The 23,063-nt window shown below is 55.4% G+C and carries 23 protein-coding genes, 3 tRNA genes and 2 pseudogenes; 19 read left to right on the forward strand and 9 right to left on the reverse strand.

Annotated elements, in window-relative coordinates; translation table 11 throughout:
* The first annotated feature begins 246 nt into the window (after positions 1 to 246).
* The 7 genes from CAER_RS0121855 (at position 247) to CAER_RS0121885 (ending at position 5,036) form a co-directional block, all read left to right on the forward strand.
* A complete protein-coding gene (locus CAER_RS0121855; RefSeq protein WP_154667813.1) occupies positions 247 to 873 on the forward strand; it encodes a hypothetical protein in 627 nt (208 codons plus the stop codon).
* The gene (locus CAER_RS0121860) at positions 866 to 1,153 is read left to right on the forward strand and encodes a hypothetical protein (protein WP_027237368.1); all 288 of its coding nucleotides are present in this window, start codon (positions 866 to 868) and stop codon (positions 1,151 to 1,153) included. Before CAER_RS0121855 ends, CAER_RS0121860 begins: the two co-directional genes overlap by 8 nt.
* Before the next feature lie 169 nt (positions 1,154 to 1,322).
* A complete protein-coding gene (locus tag CAER_RS0121865) occupies positions 1,323 to 2,669 on the forward strand; it encodes a phospholipase D family protein (protein ID WP_027237369.1) in 1,347 nt (448 codons plus the stop codon).
* 199 nt (positions 2,670 to 2,868) lie between these two features.
* Positions 2,869 to 3,243 (forward strand): hypothetical protein, encoded by a 375-nt coding sequence (locus CAER_RS29845; protein ID WP_154667814.1) that lies wholly within the window; start codon positions 2,869 to 2,871, stop codon positions 3,241 to 3,243.
* A 169-nt stretch (positions 3,244 to 3,412) separates the two neighbouring features.
* The gene (locus CAER_RS0121875; RefSeq protein ID WP_027237371.1) at positions 3,413 to 4,072 is read left to right on the forward strand and encodes a hypothetical protein; all 660 of its coding nucleotides are present in this window, start codon (positions 3,413 to 3,415) and stop codon (positions 4,070 to 4,072) included.
* A complete protein-coding gene (locus tag CAER_RS0121880; RefSeq protein WP_027237372.1) occupies positions 4,069 to 4,503 on the forward strand; it encodes a hypothetical protein in 435 nt (144 codons plus the stop codon). Before CAER_RS0121875 ends, CAER_RS0121880 begins: the two co-directional genes overlap by 4 nt.
* A 185-nt stretch (positions 4,504 to 4,688) precedes the next feature.
* Positions 4,689 to 5,036, forward strand: coding sequence for a hypothetical protein (locus CAER_RS0121885; protein ID WP_027237373.1), 348 nt, complete (start codon positions 4,689 to 4,691; stop codon positions 5,034 to 5,036).
* A 212-nt stretch (positions 5,037 to 5,248) separates the two neighbouring features.
* Here CAER_RS0121885 and CAER_RS29355 read toward each other — a convergent pair whose 3' ends face one another.
* A complete protein-coding gene (locus CAER_RS29355) occupies positions 5,249 to 6,709 on the reverse strand; it encodes a hypothetical protein (protein WP_036797517.1) in 1,461 nt (486 codons plus the stop codon).
* A 362-nt stretch (positions 6,710 to 7,071) separates the two neighbouring features.
* Between CAER_RS29355 and CAER_RS28345 the strand changes: the two genes are divergently transcribed.
* Complete coding sequence (locus CAER_RS28345) at positions 7,072 to 7,548, forward strand: hypothetical protein (RefSeq protein ID WP_036797519.1); 477 nt, start codon at positions 7,072 to 7,074, stop codon at positions 7,546 to 7,548.
* A gap of 48 nt (positions 7,549 to 7,596) precedes the next feature.
* On the opposite strand, the gene CAER_RS29850 is transcribed toward CAER_RS28345, so the two are convergent.
* Positions 7,597 to 8,271: an SEC-C metal-binding domain-containing protein gene (locus tag CAER_RS29850; RefSeq protein ID WP_154667815.1), complete on the reverse strand. Its 675-nt coding sequence runs from the start codon at positions 8,269 to 8,271 to the stop codon at positions 7,597 to 7,599.
* Positions 8,268 to 9,377 carry a cyclic GMP-AMP synthase DncV-like nucleotidyltransferase gene (locus CAER_RS0121905; RefSeq protein ID WP_027237375.1) on the reverse strand — a complete coding sequence of 370 codons (1,110 nt, stop codon included), beginning with the start codon at positions 9,375 to 9,377 and terminating at the stop codon, positions 8,268 to 8,270. The genes CAER_RS29850 and CAER_RS0121905 overlap by 4 nt, the downstream gene beginning before the upstream one ends.
* Before the next feature lie 93 nt (positions 9,378 to 9,470).
* On the opposite strand from CAER_RS0121905, the gene CAER_RS0121910 reads away from it, so the two are divergent.
* The gene (locus CAER_RS0121910) at positions 9,471 to 10,229 is read left to right on the forward strand and encodes a Cap15 family cyclic dinucleotide receptor domain-containing protein (RefSeq protein ID WP_154667816.1); all 759 of its coding nucleotides are present in this window, start codon (positions 9,471 to 9,473) and stop codon (positions 10,227 to 10,229) included.
* A gap of 125 nt (positions 10,230 to 10,354) precedes the next feature.
* On the opposite strand, the gene CAER_RS0121915 is transcribed toward CAER_RS0121910, so the two are convergent.
* The 3 genes from CAER_RS0121915 to CAER_RS0121925 form a co-directional block, all read right to left on the reverse strand.
* A tRNA-Asn gene (locus CAER_RS0121915) sits at positions 10,355 to 10,429 on the reverse strand.
* Positions 10,430 to 10,707: 278 nt separating this feature from the next.
* Positions 10,708 to 10,782, reverse strand: a tRNA-Asn gene (locus tag CAER_RS0121920).
* Positions 10,783 to 10,851: 69 nt separating this feature from the next.
* Complete coding sequence (locus tag CAER_RS0121925) at positions 10,852 to 11,769, reverse strand: MBL fold metallo-hydrolase (protein ID WP_027237377.1); 918 nt, start codon at positions 11,767 to 11,769, stop codon at positions 10,852 to 10,854.
* An 84-nt stretch (positions 11,770 to 11,853) separates the two neighbouring features.
* Between CAER_RS0121925 and CAER_RS0121930 the strand changes: the two genes are divergently transcribed.
* The 3 genes and pseudogenes from CAER_RS0121930 (at position 11,854) to CAER_RS29360 (ending at position 14,905) form a co-directional block, all read left to right on the forward strand.
* Entirely contained in the window at positions 11,854 to 13,173 is a 1,320-nt protein-coding gene (locus CAER_RS0121930; protein ID WP_027237378.1) for an ATP-binding protein, read from the forward strand.
* Between the two features lie 154 nt (positions 13,174 to 13,327).
* Positions 13,328 to 13,589: pseudogene (locus CAER_RS28350) on the forward strand (spike base protein, RCAP_Rcc01079 family).
* A gap of 590 nt (positions 13,590 to 14,179) precedes the next feature.
* A complete protein-coding gene (locus tag CAER_RS29360) occupies positions 14,180 to 14,905 on the forward strand; it encodes a TIR domain-containing protein (protein WP_161631100.1) in 726 nt (241 codons plus the stop codon).
* A gap of 89 nt (positions 14,906 to 14,994) precedes the next feature.
* On the opposite strand, the pseudogene CAER_RS30545 reads toward CAER_RS29360, so the two are convergent.
* A pseudogene (locus tag CAER_RS30545) lies at positions 14,995 to 15,173 on the reverse strand (IS5/IS1182 family transposase); the annotation flags it as partial.
* A 265-nt stretch (positions 15,174 to 15,438) separates the two neighbouring features.
* Here CAER_RS30545 and CAER_RS0121945 point away from each other — a divergent pair.
* The 4 genes from CAER_RS0121945 to CAER_RS30800 all read left to right on the forward strand — a co-directional run bounded on the left by CAER_RS0121945 (position 15,439) and on the right by CAER_RS30800 (position 19,604).
* The gene (locus tag CAER_RS0121945) at positions 15,439 to 16,527 is read left to right on the forward strand and encodes a hypothetical protein (RefSeq protein ID WP_036797521.1); all 1,089 of its coding nucleotides are present in this window, start codon (positions 15,439 to 15,441) and stop codon (positions 16,525 to 16,527) included.
* A 2-nt stretch (positions 16,528 to 16,529) separates the two neighbouring features.
* Positions 16,530 to 16,943, forward strand: coding sequence for a hypothetical protein (locus CAER_RS28355; protein ID WP_036797523.1), 414 nt, complete (start codon positions 16,530 to 16,532; stop codon positions 16,941 to 16,943).
* The gene (locus tag CAER_RS29855; RefSeq protein ID WP_154667817.1) at positions 16,940 to 17,569 is read left to right on the forward strand and encodes a hypothetical protein; all 630 of its coding nucleotides are present in this window, start codon (positions 16,940 to 16,942) and stop codon (positions 17,567 to 17,569) included. The genes CAER_RS28355 and CAER_RS29855 overlap by 4 nt, the downstream gene beginning before the upstream one ends.
* A 460-nt stretch (positions 17,570 to 18,029) precedes the next feature.
* A complete protein-coding gene (locus CAER_RS30800) occupies positions 18,030 to 19,604 on the forward strand; it encodes a recombinase family protein (protein ID WP_409359729.1) in 1,575 nt (524 codons plus the stop codon).
* Here the strand turns inward: CAER_RS30800 and CAER_RS0121950 are convergent.
* Positions 19,561 to 19,636, reverse strand: a tRNA-Ile gene (locus CAER_RS0121950). The two genes, CAER_RS30800 and CAER_RS0121950, sit on opposite strands and share 44 nt — an antisense overlap.
* 159 nt (positions 19,637 to 19,795) lie before the next feature.
* On the opposite strand from CAER_RS0121950, the gene purM reads away from it, so the two are divergent.
* Complete coding sequence (purM, locus tag CAER_RS0121955; RefSeq protein WP_027237380.1) at positions 19,796 to 20,842, forward strand: phosphoribosylformylglycinamidine cyclo-ligase; 1,047 nt, start codon at positions 19,796 to 19,798, stop codon at positions 20,840 to 20,842.
* Positions 20,839 to 21,435, forward strand: coding sequence for a phosphoribosylglycinamide formyltransferase (gene purN / locus CAER_RS0121960; protein WP_027237381.1), 597 nt, complete (start codon positions 20,839 to 20,841; stop codon positions 21,433 to 21,435). Before purM ends, purN begins: the two co-directional genes overlap by 4 nt.
* On the opposite strand, the gene CAER_RS0121965 is transcribed toward purN, so the two are convergent.
* Entirely contained in the window at positions 21,432 to 21,617 is a 186-nt protein-coding gene (locus CAER_RS0121965) for a hypothetical protein (protein ID WP_027237382.1), read from the reverse strand. The two genes, purN and CAER_RS0121965, sit on opposite strands and share 4 nt — an antisense overlap.
* 229 nt (positions 21,618 to 21,846) lie before the next feature.
* Here CAER_RS0121965 and rnd point away from each other — a divergent pair, with 229 nt between their 5' ends.
* A complete protein-coding gene (gene rnd, locus CAER_RS0121970; protein WP_027237383.1) occupies positions 21,847 to 23,004 on the forward strand; it encodes a ribonuclease D in 1,158 nt (385 codons plus the stop codon).
* The last annotated feature ends 59 nt before the right edge of the window (positions 23,005 to 23,063 follow it).

Below are 23,063 nucleotides of genomic sequence, written 5' to 3' on the forward strand. Positions count from 1 at the left end.
ACACTCCCTTGTAAATCGCTGGCATACGGCTCCAACGGAACACGACATTCTGACCTCGAACGGCGTTGAGGATGCTGTCCGTGAAAAACCTGAGGCTATCAGCCCGCACAGATAGGCCGTCCCATTGATACTGAATTGGGCGTTCTGGCGTCTGGGGCGTGAATGACTTCAAGGGCTTAATCGGCACCTTCCTCAGCCAAGCACAGTGATGAAGACAGAATAGGCACCCAAATGAGCTTGATGAGGATGAACCGGATCAAACCGGCCAGTGACCCGCGGATGCCTTCCAAGATTGCAGCGATCACCCGCCCCATCTATGGCGAGAAGGGTGACGAGTTTCTGCTTTATCTCCGTCAGTTCGGCCACATCACCTATGCGGCCAATATGACTGGCCTGACCCGGCGGACCTTCTATGACCGGCGTGCAAAGCATCCTGATTTTGCGGAGGCTTGGGACGAGGCCTTGGCAGCTTTCGAGGAAGAATTGACCATGCGGGTGGTCCAGACGGCCTTGGAGATGGGGACTGGCAAATGGGTTCAGTGCTTCGATCCTGAGACGGGCGACCCCGAATTGGATGACGACTTCGAGCCGGTTTACCGCTTCGAGACGGCCAGCGTCGATCCCCGCGTCTTGAACAAACTCCTATCCCTGCGGATGAGTTCCGTCGATGGACCTGCCCAAACCAATGTCCAGATCAACAATTCCACGAGCGTTCAAACCTCCCTGCCGGCCAAACCCAGGCTGGTTCAGCCTGAAGGGGCTGTACGGAGGCCCGTGGTGACCGATACGGTTTTGGGTAAGCGACACGATACGATCGACGCCGAAGTCGTCCAGGGGACGCCACAGGAGACCGGGGGAACATCTGATGACTGATCCGATCAACCAGATAAACCTGGTGCGACCTGGCGGCGTTGCCACCGTAGCATTTGCCGATGGCGGCGAGACCATGCGCATATGTTTGGGTTATTTGCATGACCCAGACGATGGGCTTCTAGCGGAGATGACCGCCAACCGCGATCCTGTTCCCTGGCAATCCGCCAAGGTGAGAGACGAAGCAATCGGGGCAGTCGAGAGACGCAAGGACCTTGACGATGAAACCCGCACTCAATTGGTCGAATGGATCGTAGCCACGCCCTATTTTGAGGATATTTGAACCATTCGGCTGTGCTCAGTGCGGTGTTCGCCAGTGAATCTGGCTGTTAAGTCGTTGTTGTGTATATGATTTTCCCAAGCTGTCCCGCTGATCCTCGATCAAATGCTGTTGACATCACAGCGCAACTGGCGCGTGCTGCCTGAGAGGCAAGTTTTTAGCGGGATGTTTCATGGAATTGATTTTGGGAGCTATCAACGGCAACTACCTTCGGAATATCACCGAAAATGCGGCCAAAGATACAGAGGAAGTCTTGGCCGCTGTAGCTTATGCCACCGACAATTCCCTTTTGTTCGATTGGTGCATCAAACACGACATTCCTTTGAAATTCTATGGGCGGCTGGATTCACAGGTTGCGGTCAACACAAACGTTCTTTCCAAGTTCTTGACTAGGAAGTCGGCAAAATTCACCTGCAAGCTTGTTGAGAAACACCATGCAAAAGTCATTTGGTGGCGGGGGTATGGTATTTACGTTGGCTCCGCAAATCTGACGGATAGCGCGTGGAACAGAAATGTGGAGGCCGGTTTCTTTATCCAAGAGCCAGACATTGATGACAATTTGGCCAGCGATATATTGCAGATGTTCTCGGTTCTCGACAAGCACGCCACGCCATTAACGCAGGAGTTGTTCGACCTGATGGTCAAACGCCAAAAAGATCTGGCTAGCAATAAGCCTGACGACAAGGCGTTTTGGACCAACTCCAGCGTAAACAACTGGCACGGTTTAGTCACCACAACGCCTAAAAAGGCCATTGATGCAAAGAGGGATAGCTTTCTTGCCGAGTGGTACTCGACCCTTCAAATACTCAGAGACATTAGCAGCCAGGTAATTCTACCTGAAAACCGTCCAGCTTGGATCGCTGACGACGCTCCATCCGGTGCACAGGCCGACCAATTCCTACATGCCTTCTATTACCAAAAGACCTTCGAAGGGCAGAAGGCACGCTATCTGGACTTCTTTGATCGAAACAAATCCAATCCGGACATAGCCAGAGCGGAAGCGCTCAGGTGGTGGGCTGGCCTTAAGGCTGCACCTCAAGGCGAAGACGTCATGCTAAACACCACTGCGCCGTTCCTCAGAAACGCATTGTCTCAAGAGAACCTGCCAACCTTGAAATACGATGACTTCAAGGAGGTTTGCTATTCAGTTCATTCGATCAAAGACTATGCACGCCGAGTAAGAAATACCTCGGTCGGATTGCCGTCAACTGGTCAGGCGTACGACATTCCCCAAAAGGTCGCCGCGCTCTCAAAGACGATCTGGGAACAAAGAACGGACGCCGGGCTGGATGTTAAAGAGGTGCTTTCGTATATCTTCTACGGCGGCAAATTGGATGAGCTGCCAGATCGTCTGTGGCAGGCGATAGATGATCCGAAGTTCAAGAGTGACGGCCTCGGCATCAGCGCCTTGGGGGAGTTGGTCGGTTGGGCATTGCCTGACCATTACCCGCCCAGAAATGGCAGAACGTCAAAGGCACTTAAGGCCCTTGGATATGATGTGACTGTTCACGTTCAATAGCTTGAATCGGTCAGCCACCGACGCAGATGCTGTGCTCAATTCTGTGCTTCTGCAGTTGGATGGTCTCTATGCTTCAGAAAACAATATGTTTTAGGGACGTTTCTCATTGATCGAATGTCAGAGGGGCGGCTTGTTGGCTTACTTGCCCACGATGTAGCGGCACGGTGTTCCGGACGCCAATGACGCCCGAGAACCCCGAATGAGTGAACCTCCGCCCCGGCCAATCCCGCCTTTGCCTTCAATCTCCTATGCCAAGACCAAGCAAGCGGCTGAGGCGTTGGTTTTGGAGGCGTTTGAGGATTTTCCGCCGTCCTCGGATTTCTCGATGCGGGCCAATGCCGTCAGATTGCTGGTGGGCATGTGGTTCATCCACGGCAGCATGTCCTTTCCCAGAGGGTGGGTCACACCGGCGATGCAGGCATTCATTAAAAGCGGGATTGATTGCCCAAATCCTCGGTGCTGGCGCTCTTATCGGTCGGACGTGAAAGACAACCCTGGCCAATTCCTTTCAACCCCAGGGGCACCGGTTGATCTTATCCGTCAGATGGAACTCGACCTGATGGGCGAAGCCTAAGCCAGCATTTCACGCTGCACAGTCACACGCTGGTCCCCCGCAGCAGGCAAACGCGGCATCGTATTGTTGTTGGGTCATTTCAACTCCTTTCCCGACACCGGCCGGCTAGCATGTTTCTCCTTTTCAGCTAGCCGGTCGGCTCCCCGACGCAAATGAACCGAGGACTGATATGGACAAGAAGGAACTGGACCAACGCATTGATGAACTGAAAGCCGAGCTTGAACGCCTGATCGGGGAACTCGACAAAGCCCGCATTGAGGCCCGAGAGGCCATGATTGCCGGGAAGAAGCCCGGTGGAACCGCAGCCGCATTGGCTGAACGGATCGCAATCGTGGACGATGCCCTGGCCGAGCTTCAAGATCGCAGCCGAGGGGCTGCCGAAAGTGCCGAACGGAACAATCGCCGGCGTCGTGCCGAGGCCGCACTTGATGCCTCATCGAAGCGGGCCAAGCTCGCTGCTGCGGTGGACGATGCGCTCAATGCTTTGGCGTCTTCGTGGGATGCTTACGCCGATGCCCTGCGAAAGGACGTTGGGCAGGTTTCGGGTGCCGGTGGCGACCTGACCGCCGTGGAGCGGGCGCTGACGAACAACCGGGCCGCCGAACCCCTGGTGAAAGCTCTGATCCAGTCGGGCGGCGTCAAGCTCGCCCGCACGTTTGGCATCGATACCCCGATCCGAGAACGCCACGCCATTTCCCTCGCTGATGCCGAGGCACGGGTGGCTGAAAGCCTCCGTGTCGAATTGCTCCGCATCAAGGCATCGTCCCCGCAACCATATGTGTCCCGCGAGGCACAAGCTGAACTGGAAAAGATGGAGGCCACCCGATGAGCCAAGAAGGACAACGCCATGCCGAGGAGTTGGCACGGCTGGAAGCACGCAAGAAAGACCTGGAAGACGCTTTGATGCGGTTGGCCCGTGATGAAGCCGAAGCCCAGGAAGTCGCTGAACTGGCCCTGGAGGTCGAACAGCTTGAAAACCAAGTGGAGACCGCCCGAGCGGCGGCGAATATGGAGAAGACCATGACCAAAGATGTGCGTAAGGCCGCACGGCTGAACCGTGAAGCCGCCGAAACCCAGCTTGATACGCTGGCCAAATCGATGCAGCAGGACGGCGAAACCTTCGAGAAAGCCTACCTGCGGGCGCTTGATACTGACATGGGCAAGGCGCTGATGCAGACCCGTGACGATGCGCAGGAACTGGAGCGGGGCGGTATCACCAGCATGGACGTGGCCGAAGCCCACAAGAGCTTGCAGCCTTAAGTTCTGCCCATTTCAGAAGATTGCCAAGCTCGCATCATCATTTGGTGCGGGCCTTTTCCGTTTCCAACATTTTAACGCACCGAACGCCTCTGCCAAATGAGGATATGCCGGGGCTTGACGTTTTCCTATTAAATGGACCGTTCACGCGAATCGCTTGGACGGAAACCTTAGATTGGAGAACTCGAATGAAAGCCCAAAACGTGACCAACCTATCCGAAAACACCATTCGCACCGCTAAGTTGAAGGACGCCATTTTTGAGACGCGTTCAGAACTTGGGTATCGGCGTCCACATGTTCGTGCTGCCATGGACCTGGCGGCGGTTATAGCCGATGATCCAAACTTGTCTGATGATCCGGCCAACGCATACAAAGTCGTCTGGCTGGCTTCTCATATCTTAGCGAAAGCCGAAAGAAAGTTGCCCAGCGGTTTGGCCCAATTTGCCAAGTTGGCAACCAACGCGTCTGCCTTCAACAATATGGCTTTCTCGGAGAACGGTGGGAAATATGCTGTCTGTGGCAGGTATCCCAGTTAACTCATTGCCCATGTTTTCGCAGAAGCTGCCTTAAATACGATCCCGCCCGGCACATACGCAGGGCGGGGCTAATTCGATCAATAAAGCAGTGCTAGACGCAGTGCTTTTTAAACCGAATTCGCAAAATATCATATCGGATCAAGGTGTTATGAGTCTCGACCCATCTGACTAAATATCAATCAGAGGCGTTCTGTATGGCTGATTTCTAACGATTACGCGGGATCGTTGTCTTTGTCGGTGTACTTCATCAACATCGTAAATGAGCTCAGAACTGCATCGTCAGGTGAATAGCTATGCATTTGTCCGTCCTCATACACGTGGTGCGTCGCGCCAACCAATGCTTCAAAGGGCAAGGGATGCTTGGCATTTGGGTTGTGAAACACCTGTATTTCTTGGGTCCAGTATTCCTCGTAGTTTGGGTCTGCGACGTCCACATGGAACGCCTTTCCAACGACTGCGTTGGGATCAGGATTGTATTTCAATCCAACGCGGAAGTACCCATGGCCATCTGCACCGAAGCCGGCGGCAACCCCCATCCTATCAAATTTTGCGATCGTGCCTGCATTGGAGAAAATTATTGCTGAGACGTTCTCTGCTTCTGGAAGATCAAAGAACCCGGAAGGTACCTTTTTCCCTTTGTATTCGTGCTCACCAATTTCATGAGGTTCGATGATCAACTCATCATCTTCGAAACGCCAAGTCACTCTTGATCCGTAAAGATACTGCCACAAAGCGGACTGCGTGTAGGTCATTGGACCGAGTTCATCTTCCTCGGCCGGTTTGTGAAAATCGGCGATTGCAATTGTGAACGGCTTGCCTTCACTCTCTGGTCGTTCCCAGTAGTGTTGTCCCTCAGCATTCGTCTTGTTCAATTTTGAAGTCAAAGGGCCACCAAATTTCATCGGCATGTAGTCGCGAAGAAATGACTCACGTTCATCTGGTGTTTTGGGGTTCGGATGTTCTTTCAGCGGTCCTCCCTCTGAGGGGGCTACAGTCGTGGCTTCAACAGTGAAATCCAATCCGGGGCCCCGGCAGCGAAAGTCAGGCGCTTCAAGTTGTTCAACATCAAGAGAAAATTCACGAAAAGCGGCCCAAAGAAACAGCTCCCATAGACGTTGATCAAAGCCGTTCGTTTGAAATTCTCGCACGAAATGGGGATCCTTCGGAGCAAGCCAGAGCGCCAACTCTGATACTACTTTTCGGGCCGGCGCGCGCCCTGGCTCATTTGCAAGCAGCAAAAAATATGGATGCAGCTTGTCTTCTCCCAATCCTGCAGGGAGTTCGAATGGATCAAGTGGGCTGTTCGTTTCATCCCCTTGCTCTCCAAATTCAGCGATTTCCCCTTTTTCAATAATATCTGCCATAGCAACTCGGAGTCGCTTTTCAGCGTGAGCTTGATCCCGGATGCTGACATCAAGGGCTGCGCACCGAAATCGACCGATTTTGTCTCTGGCAAGGATCATCCATAAATAATCGTCATCGGTGGCGTCGCGAGCGACCATTCCGAGCAGCGCTTCATCTGCTGAGGCCCACCAGGATAGTTCCTCCGACATGTAGGCAGCTTTGGAATGCCTTGTGCCAGTAGTGTAGAGGTTAAAGCGAGCCCGCTTCATTGGCTTCGAAAATGTTTCAGCCCAGTTTTCGCGTTGCCGGCGGCGTTTTGCTTCACCCATTTTCTAATCTTACTCCTATCTGGACAATAACTTTACATGGACTTCTTTTTCACAAGTCTAAGTTCGAATCCTGGTTGATCACAACGTTCCCGGAGTTCGGGGAACTGACTTTTTTGGGGTGCTGCCATCAGTGTTGCGGGAAAATTCGCCTTTTCGCAAATACCTTTTGGGTTGCAACCAGAAACTGTTTCTTGGCCGTTCAAATTCCGCTTTGCGGATTGGTTCTATGAGACAGGTCAGTGTGTCGACGCGCTAGTACATCGGATGCAGGGCGTTGAAGCAATTTGTGAGTGATCGCGCGGCTCGCAGGCACCATCTTCCCCGACAAGTTGGTTCCATCAGAGATGAAAAGGAAACCTGCTATGACCACATATGTTGCAACTGCCCCTGACGGATCGGAACACACCCGCAAGACTGATCGAACCTACACACATGCTGTCCTTTTGGAAGGCAAAGAAGGTTGGACAGTGGTCGGCTTCTGCGGTCGTCTTGACCTCGCCCAAAAGAAGCAAGGCGAGCATCCCGGCAGTATCTTTGTCGAGGTCAGCGAACTCGGTGCGACCGAGGCCGACGAGACCAAGGCCGAGGCTGCCGAAGACGCCGAGCAAGGGAACCAAGAAGCTGAGGGTACAGCCGAGACCGACACGCCAAAGCGGACGATCAGTCGCCTCACTGAGAAGCTGCTGATGGACGAGAATTTGGGTTATGCGGCGATTGTGGATCAGGTCGTGGCCGAGTTCCCAGACGCTAAGACCACTACGCGTTCAGTCGCATCTGTTGCGGCCGTTATGCGAAAGAAGGGTGTGGATGTCCCGGTGCGCAAGAAGTCAAAGGGCTAGGCGTTTGTGTAGTTGGCGGCCTTCGTGGTCGCCGACCCCAGCGGTTTCTTAGGCAGCTTTTCGTGGCGTGATCGTAGCGTGCATCCGTTTTGCCATAAACGACGGAATTCTTTGGCTCAACCTTCGGAGATCATCGCTGTGACAGTCCCTCAGGCGTTTTCCGCTACCGCAAGGACACAATGCGTGTCCTTTAATTTTCTGGCGAGCAAGCAGGTGAAGATAGTCTGCTATGACTTTTGCGTCGGGGGACACGCCGAGAAGATCAGCATAGCTTTCTAAAACGCCGAGAACGCCATGTGATCTTTCACCATAGGGCCAACTGCCATTGACCTCAAAGTGGGTTTGGCTGACGAAATAGTCATGCATCGGTCCAGTGAGAAAGGTCTCAAACCGATGATCTGGTGCCGTCAATAACCACTCCTCCCATACGCCCAGGCAGCAGTTCCCATCCTCTGGAAAAACATGACGATCAGCTATCCGCGGAATACGCCCTCCGGTCTCGAAAACGACTGGTTCCTCAGCGGGAAATCCCGCAGTCACTCCCGCCTGGATTTTGTAGGAATCGAAGACCCCATCTGGCGTATCGATTGGCCCATCGGGTCCACAAGCAAGGAACTGGCCCTCAAGAATAATTAACCTTTCTGTTCGTGAAACGCTCAGCTCTGGCTGATGATGAGCTACTGCCTTTTGCACCTCAGAATAGAGGGCGTCCGGTATCGTCACTCCGCCCAAGGTTTGCCACCACTCCCGCTCTCTTTCCGGGCGTTGACCGCCGACTCCATCCGCGATTGCTTTTCGCTATCTGAGAGTGCGGCTGCTGCTTTCGAGGCAAGGAATGGTGCGGCCAGACCGGCGCCACCAAGAGCGCTCTTGGTTTCAAAGGGAGCACTGGAGCTGTTTGCCGCATTCTTAGAAGCACCGTCAAAAAAGCTATGCCGAAAGACGGTCTTCCAAACCTTGTTGGCGTCTGAATCTGTGATGTCGTCCGCGTCGAGTTTGTCGAGTTCCTTTACGGAGTCCTTAGCCTGGTCGATCAACCGACCAATGCGGTCGGTATCCTTGTCGTCTGATACTTGAACTCCGTTGGCAAACACGGGCGTGTATTTCGAACGCTGTGACAGGCTGCTAAGCGTCTCTCGGAAGGACCTGTCGTCACGGCCGTCATCCGCCGTGTAGCACTCAATGAATAGCGCGGTAGCGACCAAACCGCCGGGAAAAGACCTTTTGAGCCTTGCGGCATGCGTCTTCGAGAAGAACTTACCAAATCTGATGATGCGTCGTAGCTGGTAGCTGCCCGAAGTCTCCGGGCTTTTCCAGGAAACTTCTCGCTCAATCCACTGGTTCATGGCGGCAGGGTCGGAGGCAACCCACTCGTCGCCCGAAGACAGTTCGTAGCGCCAGCCTGCATCGGTCCAGCGCCTACGGAACACAGGGAAATCACACTGATACCCGTCCGCATACACAACCCGGACACACTTTTTCTTAGTCACCGGATCGTTCTTCATATTGGTCGCCTTGCGGGCGATTGCCTGGCGAACCCAATCACGGGTGGTTCTCGGTCCCTTGGCATCGTCCTGATCGAAAACGATGCCAAGGTCGATGTCGTACCGGCTTTCCTGATCGGATTCCGGCGGCTGGGTCATGGTCTTTTGAGCGTAACCACCTTGATTGATGGTTTCTTTGAAGGCTGGCTTTTCCAATTCTTCGAGGCCCTTCTCGATACGTTCGAGATTGGTTTCGCGTCTGCGCTTCATGTCCGCGCGCTGGTCGTTGCTCAGCCGAACTTGTTGGTTGTGAAAGCTGGAAATTCGCTTTGAAAAATCATACATCTTGAGCACCTGCCTCTGTCGTTCCGCTCTATCTGGTGGGCGCACCGACGAAATTCAAGGGGGCTGGGCCAGAAAAGAATCGGAGAACGAATCGTGTATTCACTGTTGCCTTGGAGATGGATTGGTTCCGCTGTCGCGTTGATTGTGGCGGTCTCGCTTTACGCTGACGACATTGGTCTGCTGTTGGACTTCACGGTGACCGATCAGCACCTCATCCGATATCTTCCTCCCGTGCTCTTGGGTTTCCTCGCCGGGTTTTTCGGGCCCACCGGCTACTGGGCACCTTGGCGGATTGTGTGGCGCTGGATACCCGCTCTCAACAGATGGCTACCTGACCTGAATGGAGTATGGCTGGGGACAACTGGCTCTAACTGGCCAACGATCAAGAAGATGCTGGATGGGGCACAGGCCTACTCGGTCATAGACAAAGAAGAGCTGCAGTCAACGCAAGAACAGGTGGATGCTATGGCCGTTCAGGTCACGGCCTCCTTGTTCCGTTTGAAGGTCGAAGCTGGCCTCAGTTCGACCGACGGGCGTTCGCATTCGATTACCGCGAAACCCCATCGGGATCAGCACTCAGGGCGGTTACATCTCACCTACGTATATGAACAGACTTCGCCAAATCCGGCCATCACAGACGAGGAACGGCATATGGGTGCTGCCGATCTGACCATCGACCCCGACAACCTCGACGTAGCTGAAGGAGTGTATTGGACCCGAAGGAATTGGCAGATCGGGCTCAATACAGCAGGACGCCTTGAGCTGCACCGATCCACTCAGCGTAAGGAAAAGGGCAAATCTCTACGTCAATATGCGGCTGAGGAGAAAAAGCGTTTAGAGGTCGAGAGTTAGCGCAAATACATGGCGCCGGGTCACAAATGATCCACCAACACTGATTGAGACAGTGTTTTCTGTACTTATTCTGTACTCGAAAAGAAAAAGGACTTAGCGGGTAAGCGCTAAGTCCTTGAAATCTTTGGCTCCGGCGGTAGGGATCGAACCTACGACCAATTGATTAACAGTCAACTGCTCTACCGCTGAGCTACGCCGGAATGTGAGGCGTCGTATAAGAGTTCTAACTTAGGGCGTCCAGAGGAAAATTCGCCATTCGAACGATTTTTTTACGCTCGAATTCCGTCGGGCCGCGCAGGCAGGATAACAGCGGAAACCCGGAAGCGGGGGAGCATCAGGCGGGGGCAGGGGAGATGCCGGAACTGGCATCAGATTGTGCGGACAGACGGCCGATATTGGGCAGATGCCACAGGCAAGGACAGAGCCGCGTGCTGTGCACATTGAGGCCTAAGAGCCTGTTTTATTGTTTTTTTGAGAATGGCTCCGGCGGTAGGGATCGAACCTACGACCAATTGATTAACAGTCAACTGCTCTACCGCTGAGCTACGCCGGAACGGTCTGTGCCGTATAGCGCCCCCCGGATTGGGCGTCCAGAGGGCGGGGGGCATTTTTTGAAAAAAATTCAGCCGCCGCGCCGCTCGAATACGGCTGCCGCGGAGAGTGTGCCCTGCGGTGCCGCCAGGCCGCGGCCGCTGAGGTCCACCAGATGTGCAAAAACGTTGCGTTCCGCGGCGTTCAGCAGGGATGGCGGTGTTTCGGTGTAAATCTGCTCCGCAAGGGCGCGGGCGGTGGCGGGGGCCTGCGCCAGAGCTTGCAGAATCGCAGCCTCGCGCGATTCCCGGTGCGCGATCAGCCAATCGAGCCGGCCGGCGGGATCGGTGACCGGCGCGCCGTGGCCGGGGTGGAACACCCGCCAGCGGCGCTGCCGCAGGCGGCGGCAGGAGGCCATGAAATCGGTAAGGTCGCCATCCGGCGGCGACACCAGCGAGCTGGCCCAGCCCATCACATGATCCGCGGTGAAGCAGGCATCCCCCCAGGCCAGAGCGATATGGTTGCCAAGGTGGCCGGGTGTGTGAATCACCTCCAGCTCCCAGCCGTCGGCGCTGATCACTTCGCCGTCGCGAACGGTGATGTCCGGGGCAAACTGAGTGTCGATGCCTTCGCCGCCGCCGACCAGCCCGCTGGCGGCAAGACGGGCCATAACGTTACTGCGGCCCGCGCCCGCGCCGCCATAGCCATGAACCGGCGCGCCGGTGGCCTGACTCAGGCCGCGTGCAAGGGGAGAGTGATCCAGGTGGCTGTGGGTCACGATGATATGGGTGATCTGCTGGCCGGGCTGGACGGCGGCGAGAATCGCCTCCAGATGCGGCGCGGACTCCGGTCCCGGGTCGATAACGGCCAGGCTGCCGGTGCCAATCAGATAGGTGTTGGTGCCGCGGTAGGTCATCGGCGAGGGATTCGGCGCCAGGATGCGGCGCAGGCCGGGCTCCAGCTCTGTTGCCGCCCCCGGCTGCGGGTTGAAGTCATCTGGTGCCTGCATGGTCTTGCCCCGCTGCTGTTTTCCTGCACTTATGCGCCGCCGGACTGTCTTTCCTCTTTTCCTGACGCCCTATAGGCTTAGCCCATGTCCTTCGATTGGCTCAAACGATATATGCCGCGCAGCCTCTATGCCCGGGCGGCCTTGATCCTGGTGGTGCCGATCGTTGCGCTGCAGATCGTGGTCTCGGTGGTGTTCATCAAGCGGGATCTGGAAGATGTAACGGTGCAGATGACCGCCACCATCCAGCGCGAGCTTGAGCTGCTGCAGCAGGTGGCGGACGCGGCGCCGGACCAGGAGACGGCGCTGGCGCAGATGGCACCGCTGCTGCAGCCGCTGAAAATGCAGGTGCAGTACCTGGCGCCCGGCGCGCCGCTGCCGGAGGATCAGTTCAGCCTGATCGAGTTTTCCGGCCGGGTGGTGCGCGATGAGCTGGAGAAGACTTTCCCGGGTTTTCTGGCGGCGCGGTTCCCGTCAGACCGCAGGGCGCTGGTCTATTTCGGCACTGCTCACGGGCTGGTGGAGCTGAGCTTTGACCGCCGCCGCCTGACCGCTGCGGCACCGCATCAGCTGATCGTCACCATGCTGCTGTTCGGCTTTCTGATGATGCTGATCTCCTTTCTGTATATGCGCAACCAGCTGCGCCCGATCAAACGGCTGGCCAATGCGGCCGAAGCCTTTGGCCGCGGCCGGGTGGTGCCTTATTCGCCCGGCGGCGCCACAGAGGTCCGTGCAGCCGGCAGTGCGTTTCTGGACATGCGGAGCCGGATCGAGCGTCAGATCGAACAGCGCACATTGATACTGTCGGGGGTAAGCCACGACCTGCGCACGCCGCTGACCCGGATGAAGCTGGAACTGGCGATGCTGGACGAGGAAGACGCCGCGCCGATGCTGCGCGACGTTGATGAAATGCAGGCGCTGCTGGATGCGTTCCTGGATTTCTCCCGCGGTTCCGCGGTGAGCGAGCCGGAACCGGTCGATCCGCACGAACTGGTCCGCACCATCATTGCCGACTGGCAGCGCCAGGAAACCCAAGTGTCACTGGGCGAGATGAGCGGAGCTGGCGAAGTGATGCTGCGCCGCCAGCCGGTCCGGCGGGCCGTGGAGAATCTGATTTCCAACGCGATGCGCTATGGCACCCAGGCCCGGGTGTCGGTGGCGCTGACGGAGAGGTCCCTGCGTATCCGGGTCGAGGATGACGGGCCGGGCATCCCGCCGGAGCAGCGCGGCGATGCGGTACGGCCCTTTACCCGCCTGGATCCGGCCCGCAATCAGAACCGGGGTTCCGGTGTCGGCCTCGGGCTGGCGATCGTGGCAGATACCGCGCGCGCCCATGGCGGGACGCTCCGGCTGGGGGAAAGCGCCGACTTGGGCGGGTTGCAGGCCGATATCGTCATCGCCCGCTGATCCGGCGGCAGCTGCGGGGTTTTCCGGCTATCTTGGTGTTGCGCAGCACACCGGCTCACCGCACGCCGGCTTTGCCCGGTGTTTTCTCTTTTCCGGTATCACTCTGGCATTGGGGCAGGCTGCCCTGGAGCGAAACTGTGTTTGGAGTCCTCTCATGCCTCAGATTGATCCGTTCGCCAGCCATCGCCGGGGAATGCAAAGCCCGGCCACGCATCACCTGAGCGTCACGCCGCAGAACGCGGTGGATCTGCCGGTCCGCCCGCGGGTGCTGCGTGTGCTCACGTCCGGCGGTCTCAGCCTGCGTGACGAGGCCGGAACGGTCATCACCTGTGCTGTGACGGCCGGGGAGCCATCGGAGTCTCCTCTGTCGGCGTCGAGCGGACGGCACCACCGCAACCGCTGCGGGGTGGTACTGAGGCCGGGGCAGGACCGGCAGAGCAGCGGCGCTGGCATCCCTTGCCAGAACGCCATGCCGCTTGGCCGGGCAGGCAGGCGCAGCGCAGACATGCTTCAGAAGGCGGTATTGCGGAAGTTGATATGGTAGGCCTTAAGGGAGAAAGTTCGAACCAAGTTTTTACTGAACTTTCTAGGTGGGAAGCCGATCTAAAGTCAGTGACTGCTAGGGGTGCTCCGGAGCTAGGATCCGAGCCAAGCGATCAAGTTTGACCGATCAAAGTTTCGTTCCTTTAGCTTCTCCTTTTGATCATTCTTTGGTGACATCCCGCTGTCTCTTCTTCGGTTCTTAGGGCGTTTCGCTCTGCGGGGCCTTGGGGTTCCAACAGCGGAGGTGAGTGTCATGCTTTCCACTTGAGGTTGGGGGCGTCGTGGTTGTACCGAAGGCAATCGCGATGATCGGTTGCGATCAATGTCATGCTGTTGCGCACTTGTTGAAGTGTGAAACATTGACGCGTGTATTACTTGGTCCCCTGATTTTTTTGACAGTATCTTTACGTTGTTGATTTGAAAGGCTATTCACCGCCAGATTGTTGATGGAAGGAGCATGGTTTTGAAACCTAGAATTTTTATTGGTTCGTCACGGGAAGGGGCAAAGTTGGCCGATGCAATCCACTTTAATCTTACCTACGACGCTGAGTGCACCGTGTGGAAGGATGGAGTATTTCAATTGTCGTCGCACACGCTTACGGCTTTAATAACAGCGCTTCGCTCCGCTGACTTTGGCATTTTTGTTTTTTCACCGGACGATGTTACCGTCATGCGAGGCGAAACGCACAACACTGTCCGCGACAATGTTCTTTTCGAACTTGGGATGTTCATAGGCCGTTTAGGTCCAGAACGATGCTTCTTCTTAGTTCCAGATGACTGCTCAGGTCTGAGGTTGCCTAGTGATCTGGCTGGCGTTACACCGGGACGCTACGAAAGTAGGCGCTCTGACAACAACTGGCAGGCTGCACTAAATCCTGCCTGCATGCAAATTCGCAGCCAAGTAGCGTCCTTGAAGTCCTTTCAAGACGCCGTTTCAACAGACGCCTCACCCACTAATCAAAATGGGTGTTCCACTGCGGCACACGAGAGTGAAATAGAGCAGGTTTCAGCTCAGTATTATAAAAGAAGCATCCTAGTTAAAGGTTTGCCAAGGGTTGAAAATGTGAAGATAAAGCCTATCGGAAGTTGGAACAACTCATTGGCGGGATGGGTAGTTCCACGAAGCCGGGAGAAGAAGCTCCTCGAAATATTCCCAAGTCTTGAAATTCTCCCAGCTGACGTTGACTAAAGATAACGGTGTGTTGGCTGCTAGATTTTCTACAGCAGTCTTGGCTCGGTGCGGTATCGCAACGCCATGTCGAAAAGCACCTTTATTCAAAAGCAGGTCTGGATGGCGGCATGGCTGAGGTTCTGCTGGCGTCTAGCCTGCCGGTTGGTGCAGCATGCCATCGCAACTGCGGGGCGAACCAGATCGTCAGCGAGCCACAGCGCTTGAGCGCTTTGTTGCGGGCGGTCAAGCTCCTGGTCTTGTAAGTCTGTGGTGTCGGTCTGCTCATGTAACCCAGCAATCATGCTGGATGCATGACATGAATCCCCCTTAGGGATTTGTGCAATACAGCTCACAAGCTAACAAAAACCTCCGCACGGAGGCTCGCTTCGTTGACGTGTGCGTTGCCAATCGCAAGCAATAGTGGACCACTTCTCAAAGAAAAGTCTGGGGTCATGGACTTTCGGAGCAGTTTAGTGCGTCAGTGTTTCCTCTTGTGGTTGCGTGCAGATGAGCGGAGTGTTTCTACATAGAAGAGAATCGGAATGGGTTGAATGGACAAGAGAATTTTCGACACGCTTCAAGCTCGCACCCCTTGGACGCTTGCTAACCGGGCAATGAAACGGTCGGGGTTGAACGGGGCACAGGGATGGGATGGAGCGATTGAAAAGCACAAAGATGCAGATAATCCAGCCGCCGAAACAACATTGAAGGAACTTCTGAGGCAGCACGCGCTCTGCGGCGAGAAGATGACAAAGTTCTATCCTGCCTCCACCGAAGTTCTAGCTGCTCTGAGAGAGGCAATCGGCAATCTGGAAGTAGCTGACCACCCGTTCACGGCCAGCTTTCCCATGGTTCTTTCTGAAGAGGAGCTACTGCAAACAGACGCCGAGCCGGTACTCGTAAGCGTAGAGAAATCGGATGATGGGATTGGCGCCGTTTTTTCGGCGATGATAAAGCTGACTTCTCGTGAGGAAATTCCTATCGGGGAACTTTTCGAAGACCCGGAGGAAGTCAAGGAGCGCTACGATGAGGTCATCGGTCTCAAGTTCCAAGCAGTTCAACTATTCAACGTCATCTGGGTTCCTCATCACGACGACTTTGTAGAAATTCGAACCGATTTTCCAAAGGGAATGAAGCAAGAGCTAGCACATGAACTGCAGTCTCAGTACAAAAGCATTGCTAACAGCATGCTGCAAGAGCCTGAGCTATCCGATCCACTGGACTTGTTCCCTCTAATTGAGGCTATGTACGAAGATGCGAAGGAAGGTACCGTAGTCGAGCTTAGCTTCAAGACTTCTACAGCCTCTATCAAGAATGAGAAGATGAGACGGACTCGTCTATGTCTAAGGGAAGAACTGTACCATAAGGGTGGTAAGGAAGCCCTTGATACAAAAATCGAGCCTTTTAAAGTCAGTATTAGGTGGGAGTTCCAATCAGAAGGGCAGGACTACCAGCCAGAGCTTACTCTCGCGGGAACATCTAGAGGTAGGCAAACAGTGGCCGGAGCATCCAAGGGGCAACTTGTGTCGGGTGCAGTTATCAAGAACTGCATCGGTAGTGTGGACTATGAACACGTTAAGGAGCGTTTGGTACATCACCTCAGCAAAATTGAGGAAGAACAACCGGACTTAGTTGAGTAACCGTGGACCGTAGTGAGATCACCGCAGGTATTAAACAATACTGGGGGCAGACGCCCGCCGGTGATCTCAGCTTATTGCTGGTTGATCGCATTCTTTCGATACGCCCAGAGGCCGCTGCTGCGCTGTCCTATCGAAATCTGATCGACTTAGCCGAATTAGACGCACTTTCAACAGAACTTCTCGCTGCTGTGAATATTTTGACTACCTCAGAATTCGCGATTCTGGATGCAGGGGGATTTTTTGTCGACTCTGATGACGAAAGCTATGAATTGACCTCTGAAGATTTCGATCGAGTTGTTAGAGAGAATGTTTTGGTGCATCCAGTTCGAGGGGAGTTGGTGGAAGACCCAGCCTCTAAAGTTTCTCCCTTTTTTTCCCTTAAAGAGGAAGTGCACGACGGGAGTAAAACGTCGTGACTAGTGATATTACAGTGAGCACACTTCTTTTGCACCAGCAAGGGACAGCAATTGAAGCTGCCAACTTATACACATTAGCGCAATCCCATGATGCCAGATTGCAAGCGGTAAGGAAGGTTCTAGATTTCGCGTGCAATGAGCTTGAAATCAATAAGCACCTGAAGCAAGATCTTAGTGAAGATCAGTTGACAATTGAAATTTGCCAGTTTTTAAGTGCGCTGGGTTTTCAGCCCAGACATGATGAGCAGGTTGGCGGGCACTGTGATATAGTCGTCCGTGGGAAAGATATGTTCCTATGGTTGGCTGAGGCAAAATGGCACAACAGTTACGGCTGGCTGGATAAGGGTTTTAAGCAGCTTTCAACTCGATACTCTACGGGTGTTTCGGGGCAAGATCAGGCTGAAGTCGTGATCTACTGTAAAAACAAAGACGCCGTTGCAATGATGCAAAAATGGCGTAAAGAACTGTCCTCTAGAAATGGCGACATTAAAACATTCGATAGCGAAGGTGAAAACCCCTTAGAGTTTTGGTCAGAACACTCTCACGTGGCTTCTGGTATGACTTTTAAAGTTCGTCATAAAGCCGTGGTATTGTATCATCAGCCAGTCGATAATGTATCCGCGTAAATCGTTGCAGGCTGATCGTGGGCTTCCTTCAATGAGGTGGCGACACGATTTATGAGGTCAGTGTGCCTCCTATGGTGTTCCGACTCTGATTGGCGGAAATTCTCTAAATACCATTTAGGATCACAATTTCATGAGTGATTTGACCTTAAAGAAAAAGTTGTGATTTTTCATATCCTTGACTCAAGTATGACGGCGGCAGACACTGTTGCTGCTATCTGGTTTTGAAGTCTACGTGGAAGTTGGCGGTTCGAACTATGAGTAAGGCGCCGAAGACAGATTCGAACTACGAGTTCGAACCTACTGCAATAAGTCGTGAGTGCATGAACTCACTTCGCTCAATAGCTGATGCTTTTGTCGACCTAAGCTTTGGAAATCTGCAAACAGGCTTTTCCGATAAAAAGGTCAGGGATGACATTAGGCAGTTCTTCGAATCTTCTTCGCAGGCGCAGAGGAGGAGAAGATGGAGAACTTTTCAAAGAAAAGCAGGGTGCAGAAATGTTTGATTTACTGCCGTGTCTCTTCAAGGAAGCAAGAGCGAGAGGGGTCAGGTCTTTCAGGGCAAGAACGAAGTTGTCGAGACTATGCCAAGTTAAAAGGGTATAGGGTTGTCGAATTCATAGATGATGTGTTTTCTGGAGCCTATTCTGATCGCCCGGGTGTTAAGAGGTTAGAGCAATTTCTTACAAGGGTGAACCCTAAGGAATATGTGGTGATTGTATACGACATTTCGAGGTTTGCCCGGGACATTGTTGCTCATAGAGCGGTTCGAAACTTAATTGGGTCCACGGGCGCAGGCATAGAAAGTCCAAATGTTGTGTTTGGCCATGATGCGAGTTCTCGGTTTGCTGAAGAGGTTCAAGCTCTTTTTGCGCAGTACGAAAGAGAGAGGATAGTCGAAACAGCGAAAAGTCGGTCGCTTGCTAGACTTAGAAACGGTTATTGGGTTTTTCCAAAACCTCCCGGATACAAGTACGAAAAGGATATTGGGGGCGGGAAGATTCTAGTAAGGGATGAACCTGTGGCCACAATTGTTGAAAATGTCCTGAATGGTTTCGCATCGGGTCGTTTCCAGTCTCAGGCCGAAATACAACGTTACCTAGACGCGAATCCAGGCTTTCCCAAGGCGCGTGCGAGTAAATCGATAAAGATTGATCTTGTAGCAAGAATGCTGAAAAATCTCCTTTACGCAGGCTACCTCCAGCAGAAGAAGTGGGGCGTACCTCTCACCAAGGCAAAGCACGAAGCGCTGATCACTTACGAGACCTTTCAGGTTATTCAATCGCGTCTTAATGAACGAGCAGTCGCTCCGGCTCGACCGAACATCAAACGTGATTTTGTCCTAAGTGGTGTCATGAAATGCGGAAATTGTGGGAGAAGTATTACCTACTGTTGGTCAAGAAGCCACTCGGGTAAAAAATACCCATACTACCTATGCCCCAATCGTACTTGTCCTGATGGGGGGAAGTCGATCCGACGTGGCAAACTTGAACGGGAGTTCGAAGAAATCCTGCGTGGCCTGTCGCCGTCCGAGGAAGTGTTCGAAGTTGCGGAAAGGGTTTTTCGATCCGCATGGAAGACACGAGTTGAAAAGTTCGCGGTGGAAACTAGGAAACTGCGAAAGCGCTCCAACCAGATCGATCAAGAGATTGAAGAGCTAGTAAAGTTGGTAACAGGCAACCCCACCAGCCCAGTCGTGGGAGCCTACGAAAGGAAGATAGTCGATCTGCACTCCGAAAAGGCTTTAATCGACGAAAGGGCCGAGAGTGTGTGTCAGCCTTCCACTGACTTTGACGAAATGTTCGAACTCTCAATGGCGTTTCTGTCAAGCCCTTATGATGTGTGGAAAAATTGCGGTTACACTGTAAGAAGAATGATCCTTCGGTTGGTTTTTCCACACCGAATTGTCTTCAGTCTAAATGAAGGGCTTCGAACCCCAGAAACCACCTTTCCGTTCAAGGTTTTAACGTTTCTGAGGCAGGCAAATTTCAGGTTGGTAGGCCCGGCAGGATTCGAACCTGCAACCAAAGCGTTATGAGCGCTCTGCTCTAACCGTTGAGCTACAGGCCCGCCACAGACCCGTGGTTAGAAAATGGCGGGCAGGAGGTCAAGCGGCGATTGCACCGCAGCGCCGCGGCCGCGGCCTTCTGTGCCGGGATGCAATCGCTTGTTTCCTTCTGTTCCGCCTTGCGCTAAAGGCTGCCGCAACGTGTTGGAAGGAGCCAGATGATGACCAGCGGCAAGAACGGCCTGACCTATGCAGACGCAGGTGTGGACATTGATGCGGGCAACGCCCTGGTCGACCGGATCAAACCGGCCGCCAAGCGCACCAACCGCCCCGGCGTGGCCAGCGGGCTGGGCGGATTTGGCGCCCTGTTCGATCTGAAAGCCGCCGGTTACAACGACCCGATCCTGGTGGGGGCAACCGATGGTGTCGGCACCAAGCTGCGGATTGCCATCGACACAGGCGTGGTGGACGGCGTCGGCATCGACCTGGTGGCGATGTGTGTCAATGACTTGGTCTGCCAAGGTGCCGAGCCGTTGTTCTTCCTCGACTATTTCGCCACCGGCAAGCTGGAAACCGATGTGGCGGCCCGCATTATCGAGGGCATCGCCGAGGGCTGCGTGCGCTCCGGTTGCGCGCTGATCGGTGGTGAGACCGCGGAAATGCCCGGCATGTATCCAGAGGGCGACTTTGACCTTGCAGGCTTTGCCGTTGGTGCGATGGAACGCGGCACCGCGCTGCCCGAAGGCGTGGCAGAGGGCGACGTGCTGCTGGGGCTGGCCTCTGACGGTGTGCATTCCAATGGCTATTCTCTGGTGCGCAAGCTGGTCGAGGTCTCCGGCCTGGGCTGGGACGCAGATTGCCCGTTCGGCGAGGGTTCCCTGGGCGAAGCGCTGCTGACCCCGACGCGCCTATATGTAAAACAGTGCCTGGCGGCGGTGCGGGCAGGGGGCGTGCATGCGCTGGCCCATATCACCGGCGGCGGGTTGACCGAAAACCTGCCCCGCGTGCTGCCCGAAGATCTGGGTGCCGATATCGACTTGAACGCCTGGAACCTGCCGCCCGTGTTCAAATGGATGGCAGAAACCGGCGGCATTGCCGAAGCGGAAATGCTGAAGACCTTCAACTGCGGCATCGGCATGATCCTGTCCGTCTCCGCGGACCGCGCCGATGAGCTGGTGCAGGTTCTGGAAGCCGAGGGCGAGACCGTTGCCCGCCTGGGCACCGTCACCAAAGGCGCCGGTATGCGCTATGCGGGCAAGCTGCTGTGAGCCACAAAAAGGTCGCGATCCTGATTTCCGGCGGCGGCTCCAACATGGTGTCGCTGCTGGATAGCATGACCGAGGACCATCCGGCACGGCCCTGTCTGGTCCTGTCTAACAACGCCGATGCCGGGGGGCTGGCCAAGGCCGCCGCCGCAGGCGTGGCCACCGCCGTGGTGGATCACCGCCCCTTCAACGGCGACCGCGAGGCCTTTGAGGCCGAACTGGTGAAGCCAATCTTCGAGGTGGGCGCTGACATCGTCTGTCTGGCCGGGTTCATGCGGGTTCTGACCGCGGGCTTTGTGTCGCAGTTCGAAGGCCGGATGCTGAACATCCACCCGTCGCTGCTGCCCAAATACAAGGGCCTCCACACACACGCCCGCGCCTTGGAGGCAGGCGACGCTGAGCACGGCTGCACCGTGCATGAGGTGACACCGCGTCTGGACGACGGCCCGGTTCTGGGTCAGGCCCGGGTGCCGGTTCTGCCCGGCGACACGCCGGACACGCTGGCGGCGCGGGTGCTGGTGCAAGAGCACAAGCTGTACCCGGCCGTGCTGCGCCGCTTTGCCGCTGGCGACAAGACTCCGGTTCAACTGGCCTAGCGTCTGTCTTGAACGGCTGCGCTGTTGCCATGCCAGTCCAGCGGATTTTGCGCCGGGGCCGGGGCCATAAGCGCGGGCAGGCCAAACAGAACCAGCAAAGCAGCAGCCGCGAGCAGCGGAATCAACTTGCGAAACGGTGCAGCTCCTGCGGTTTTTGCGGGGGAAAGGTCGAGTGCAGTCATCGGTCATTCTCCTGTTTGCGATGCTCAGCTAATTTAGGAACTGCACACGCATCAGAAAAATGAATGTTTGGCGAAATAATATCACAAACCGTGAAGTCTTGTTGTGCCGGAGCGCCAGTGGCTGTGCTGCTTGCAGCGCAAATCCACGGCAGCCGCGGCACCTGTTTGCATTGCCCGGAACAAGCGCGTATCACGGCCCGGCCCACGTGAGATTGAAAAGCGGTATTTGATGAAAACCCTGACCACCACCGAAGAACTGCAGGCATTTTGCGATGCTACCGCACAATATCCCTATGTCACGGTGGATACCGAATTTCTGCGTGAACGGACCTATTACTCCAAGCTCTGCCTGATCCAGCTGGCCTTTTCCGGCGACGGGGAAAACGACGCGGTGCTGGTCGACCCGCTGGCCGATGGCATCTCGCTGGAGCCGCTTTATGCGCTGTTCCGCAATGAGAACGTGGTCAAGGTGTTCCATGCGGCGCGCCAGGATCTGGAGATTTTCTGGGTCGAGGCCAGCGTCTTTCCCAAGCCGCTGTTTGACACCCAGGTTGCGGCGATGGTCTGCGGCTTTGGCGAGCAGGCGGGCTATGAAACCCTGGTGCGCAAGATCGTCAAACAGGGGCTGGACAAAACCTCGCGCTTTACTGACTGGTCGCGCCGCCCGCTGAGCGAGGCGCAGAAGACATATGCGCTGGCGGATGTGACCCATCTGCGCAAGATCTATGAATTTCTGGCAGCCGAGCTGGAAAAGAGCGGCCGGTCCCATTGGGTGGCGGAAGAGTTGCAGGTGCTGACCGACCCGGCGACCTATGACATCCAGCCGCAGGACGCGTGGAAGCGGGTCAAGACCCGCACCAATTCGGGCAAGTTCCTGGCGGTGGTTCGCGAGCTGGCGGCGTTCCGCGAAACCTACGCGCAGAGCAACAACGTGCCGCGCAACCGGGTGTTCAAGGATGACGCGCTGGTAGAGCTGGCCTCTACCAAACCGCGCACCGCGGCAGAGCTTGGCGGCTCCCGTCTGCTGCTGCGCGAGGCCCGCAAAGGCGCGATTGCCGAAGGCATCCTGGAAGCGGTGGCCAAGGGCGTCAGCTGCCCGCCTGAAAATTTCCCCCGCCTGGACCGCAGCAAGGAAAAGCTGCAGGTGAACCCGGCGCTGGCGGATCTTCTGCGGGTGCTCCTGAAGGCCAAGACCGAGGCTGAAGGCGTGGCCGCCAAGCTTATTGCGCCGAGTTCCGACCTGGACGCTATTGCCGCGGGTTTGCGCGATGTGCCGGCCCTCAGCGGCTGGCGCCGCGAAGTGTTCGGCGCGGATGCGCTGCGGCTGTGCGAAGGCAAAATCGGCCTTGCTGCCAAGGGGCAGGCGGTGCAGGTTGTGGAGCTGTAATCCAGCCCGCAGCCGCACAAAAGAAACGCCCGCAGATGCGGGCGTTTTTCGTTTCCGGT

Origin of the sequence: Leisingera caerulea DSM 24564 (assembly GCF_000473325.1) — a bacterium.
Taxonomy (GTDB): domain Bacteria; phylum Pseudomonadota; class Alphaproteobacteria; order Rhodobacterales; family Rhodobacteraceae; genus Leisingera; species Leisingera caerulea.

Excerpts from the sequence above, each read along its gene's own strand:
- CAER_RS0121855 (WP_154667813.1), top strand. The coding sequence starts at position 247 with ATGAACCGGATCAAACCGGCCAGTGACCCGCGGATGCCTTCCAAGATT.
- CAER_RS0121860 (WP_027237368.1), top strand. The coding sequence starts at position 866 with ATGACTGATCCGATCAACCAGATAAACCTGGTGCGACCTGGCGGCGTT.
- CAER_RS0121865 (WP_027237369.1), top strand. The coding sequence starts at position 1,323 with ATGGAATTGATTTTGGGAGCTATCAACGGCAACTACCTTCGGAATATC.
- CAER_RS29845 (WP_154667814.1), top strand. The coding sequence starts at position 2,869 with ATGAGTGAACCTCCGCCCCGGCCAATCCCGCCTTTGCCTTCAATCTCC.
- CAER_RS0121875 (WP_027237371.1), top strand. The coding sequence starts at position 3,413 with ATGGACAAGAAGGAACTGGACCAACGCATTGATGAACTGAAAGCCGAG.
- CAER_RS0121880 (WP_027237372.1), top strand. The coding sequence starts at position 4,069 with ATGAGCCAAGAAGGACAACGCCATGCCGAGGAGTTGGCACGGCTGGAA.
- CAER_RS0121885 (WP_027237373.1), top strand. The coding sequence starts at position 4,689 with ATGAAAGCCCAAAACGTGACCAACCTATCCGAAAACACCATTCGCACC.
- CAER_RS29355 (WP_036797517.1), bottom strand. The coding sequence starts at position 6,709 with ATGGGTGAAGCAAAACGCCGCCGGCAACGCGAAAACTGGGCTGAAACA.
- CAER_RS28345 (WP_036797519.1), top strand. The coding sequence starts at position 7,072 with ATGACCACATATGTTGCAACTGCCCCTGACGGATCGGAACACACCCGC.
- CAER_RS0121905 (WP_027237375.1), bottom strand. The coding sequence starts at position 9,377 with ATGTATGATTTTTCAAAGCGAATTTCCAGCTTTCACAACCAACAAGTT.
- CAER_RS0121925 (WP_027237377.1), bottom strand. The coding sequence starts at position 11,769 with ATGCAGGCACCAGATGACTTCAACCCGCAGCCGGGGGCGGCAACAGAG.
- CAER_RS0121930 (WP_027237378.1), top strand. The coding sequence starts at position 11,854 with ATGTCCTTCGATTGGCTCAAACGATATATGCCGCGCAGCCTCTATGCC.
- CAER_RS0121945 (WP_036797521.1), top strand. The coding sequence starts at position 15,439 with ATGGACAAGAGAATTTTCGACACGCTTCAAGCTCGCACCCCTTGGACG.
- CAER_RS30800 (WP_409359729.1), top strand. The coding sequence starts at position 18,030 with ATGGAGAACTTTTCAAAGAAAAGCAGGGTGCAGAAATGTTTGATTTAC.
- purM (WP_027237380.1), top strand. The coding sequence starts at position 19,796 with ATGACCAGCGGCAAGAACGGCCTGACCTATGCAGACGCAGGTGTGGAC.
- CAER_RS0121965 (WP_027237382.1), bottom strand. The coding sequence starts at position 21,617 with ATGACTGCACTCGACCTTTCCCCCGCAAAAACCGCAGGAGCTGCACCG.
- rnd (WP_027237383.1), top strand. The coding sequence starts at position 21,847 with ATGAAAACCCTGACCACCACCGAAGAACTGCAGGCATTTTGCGATGCT.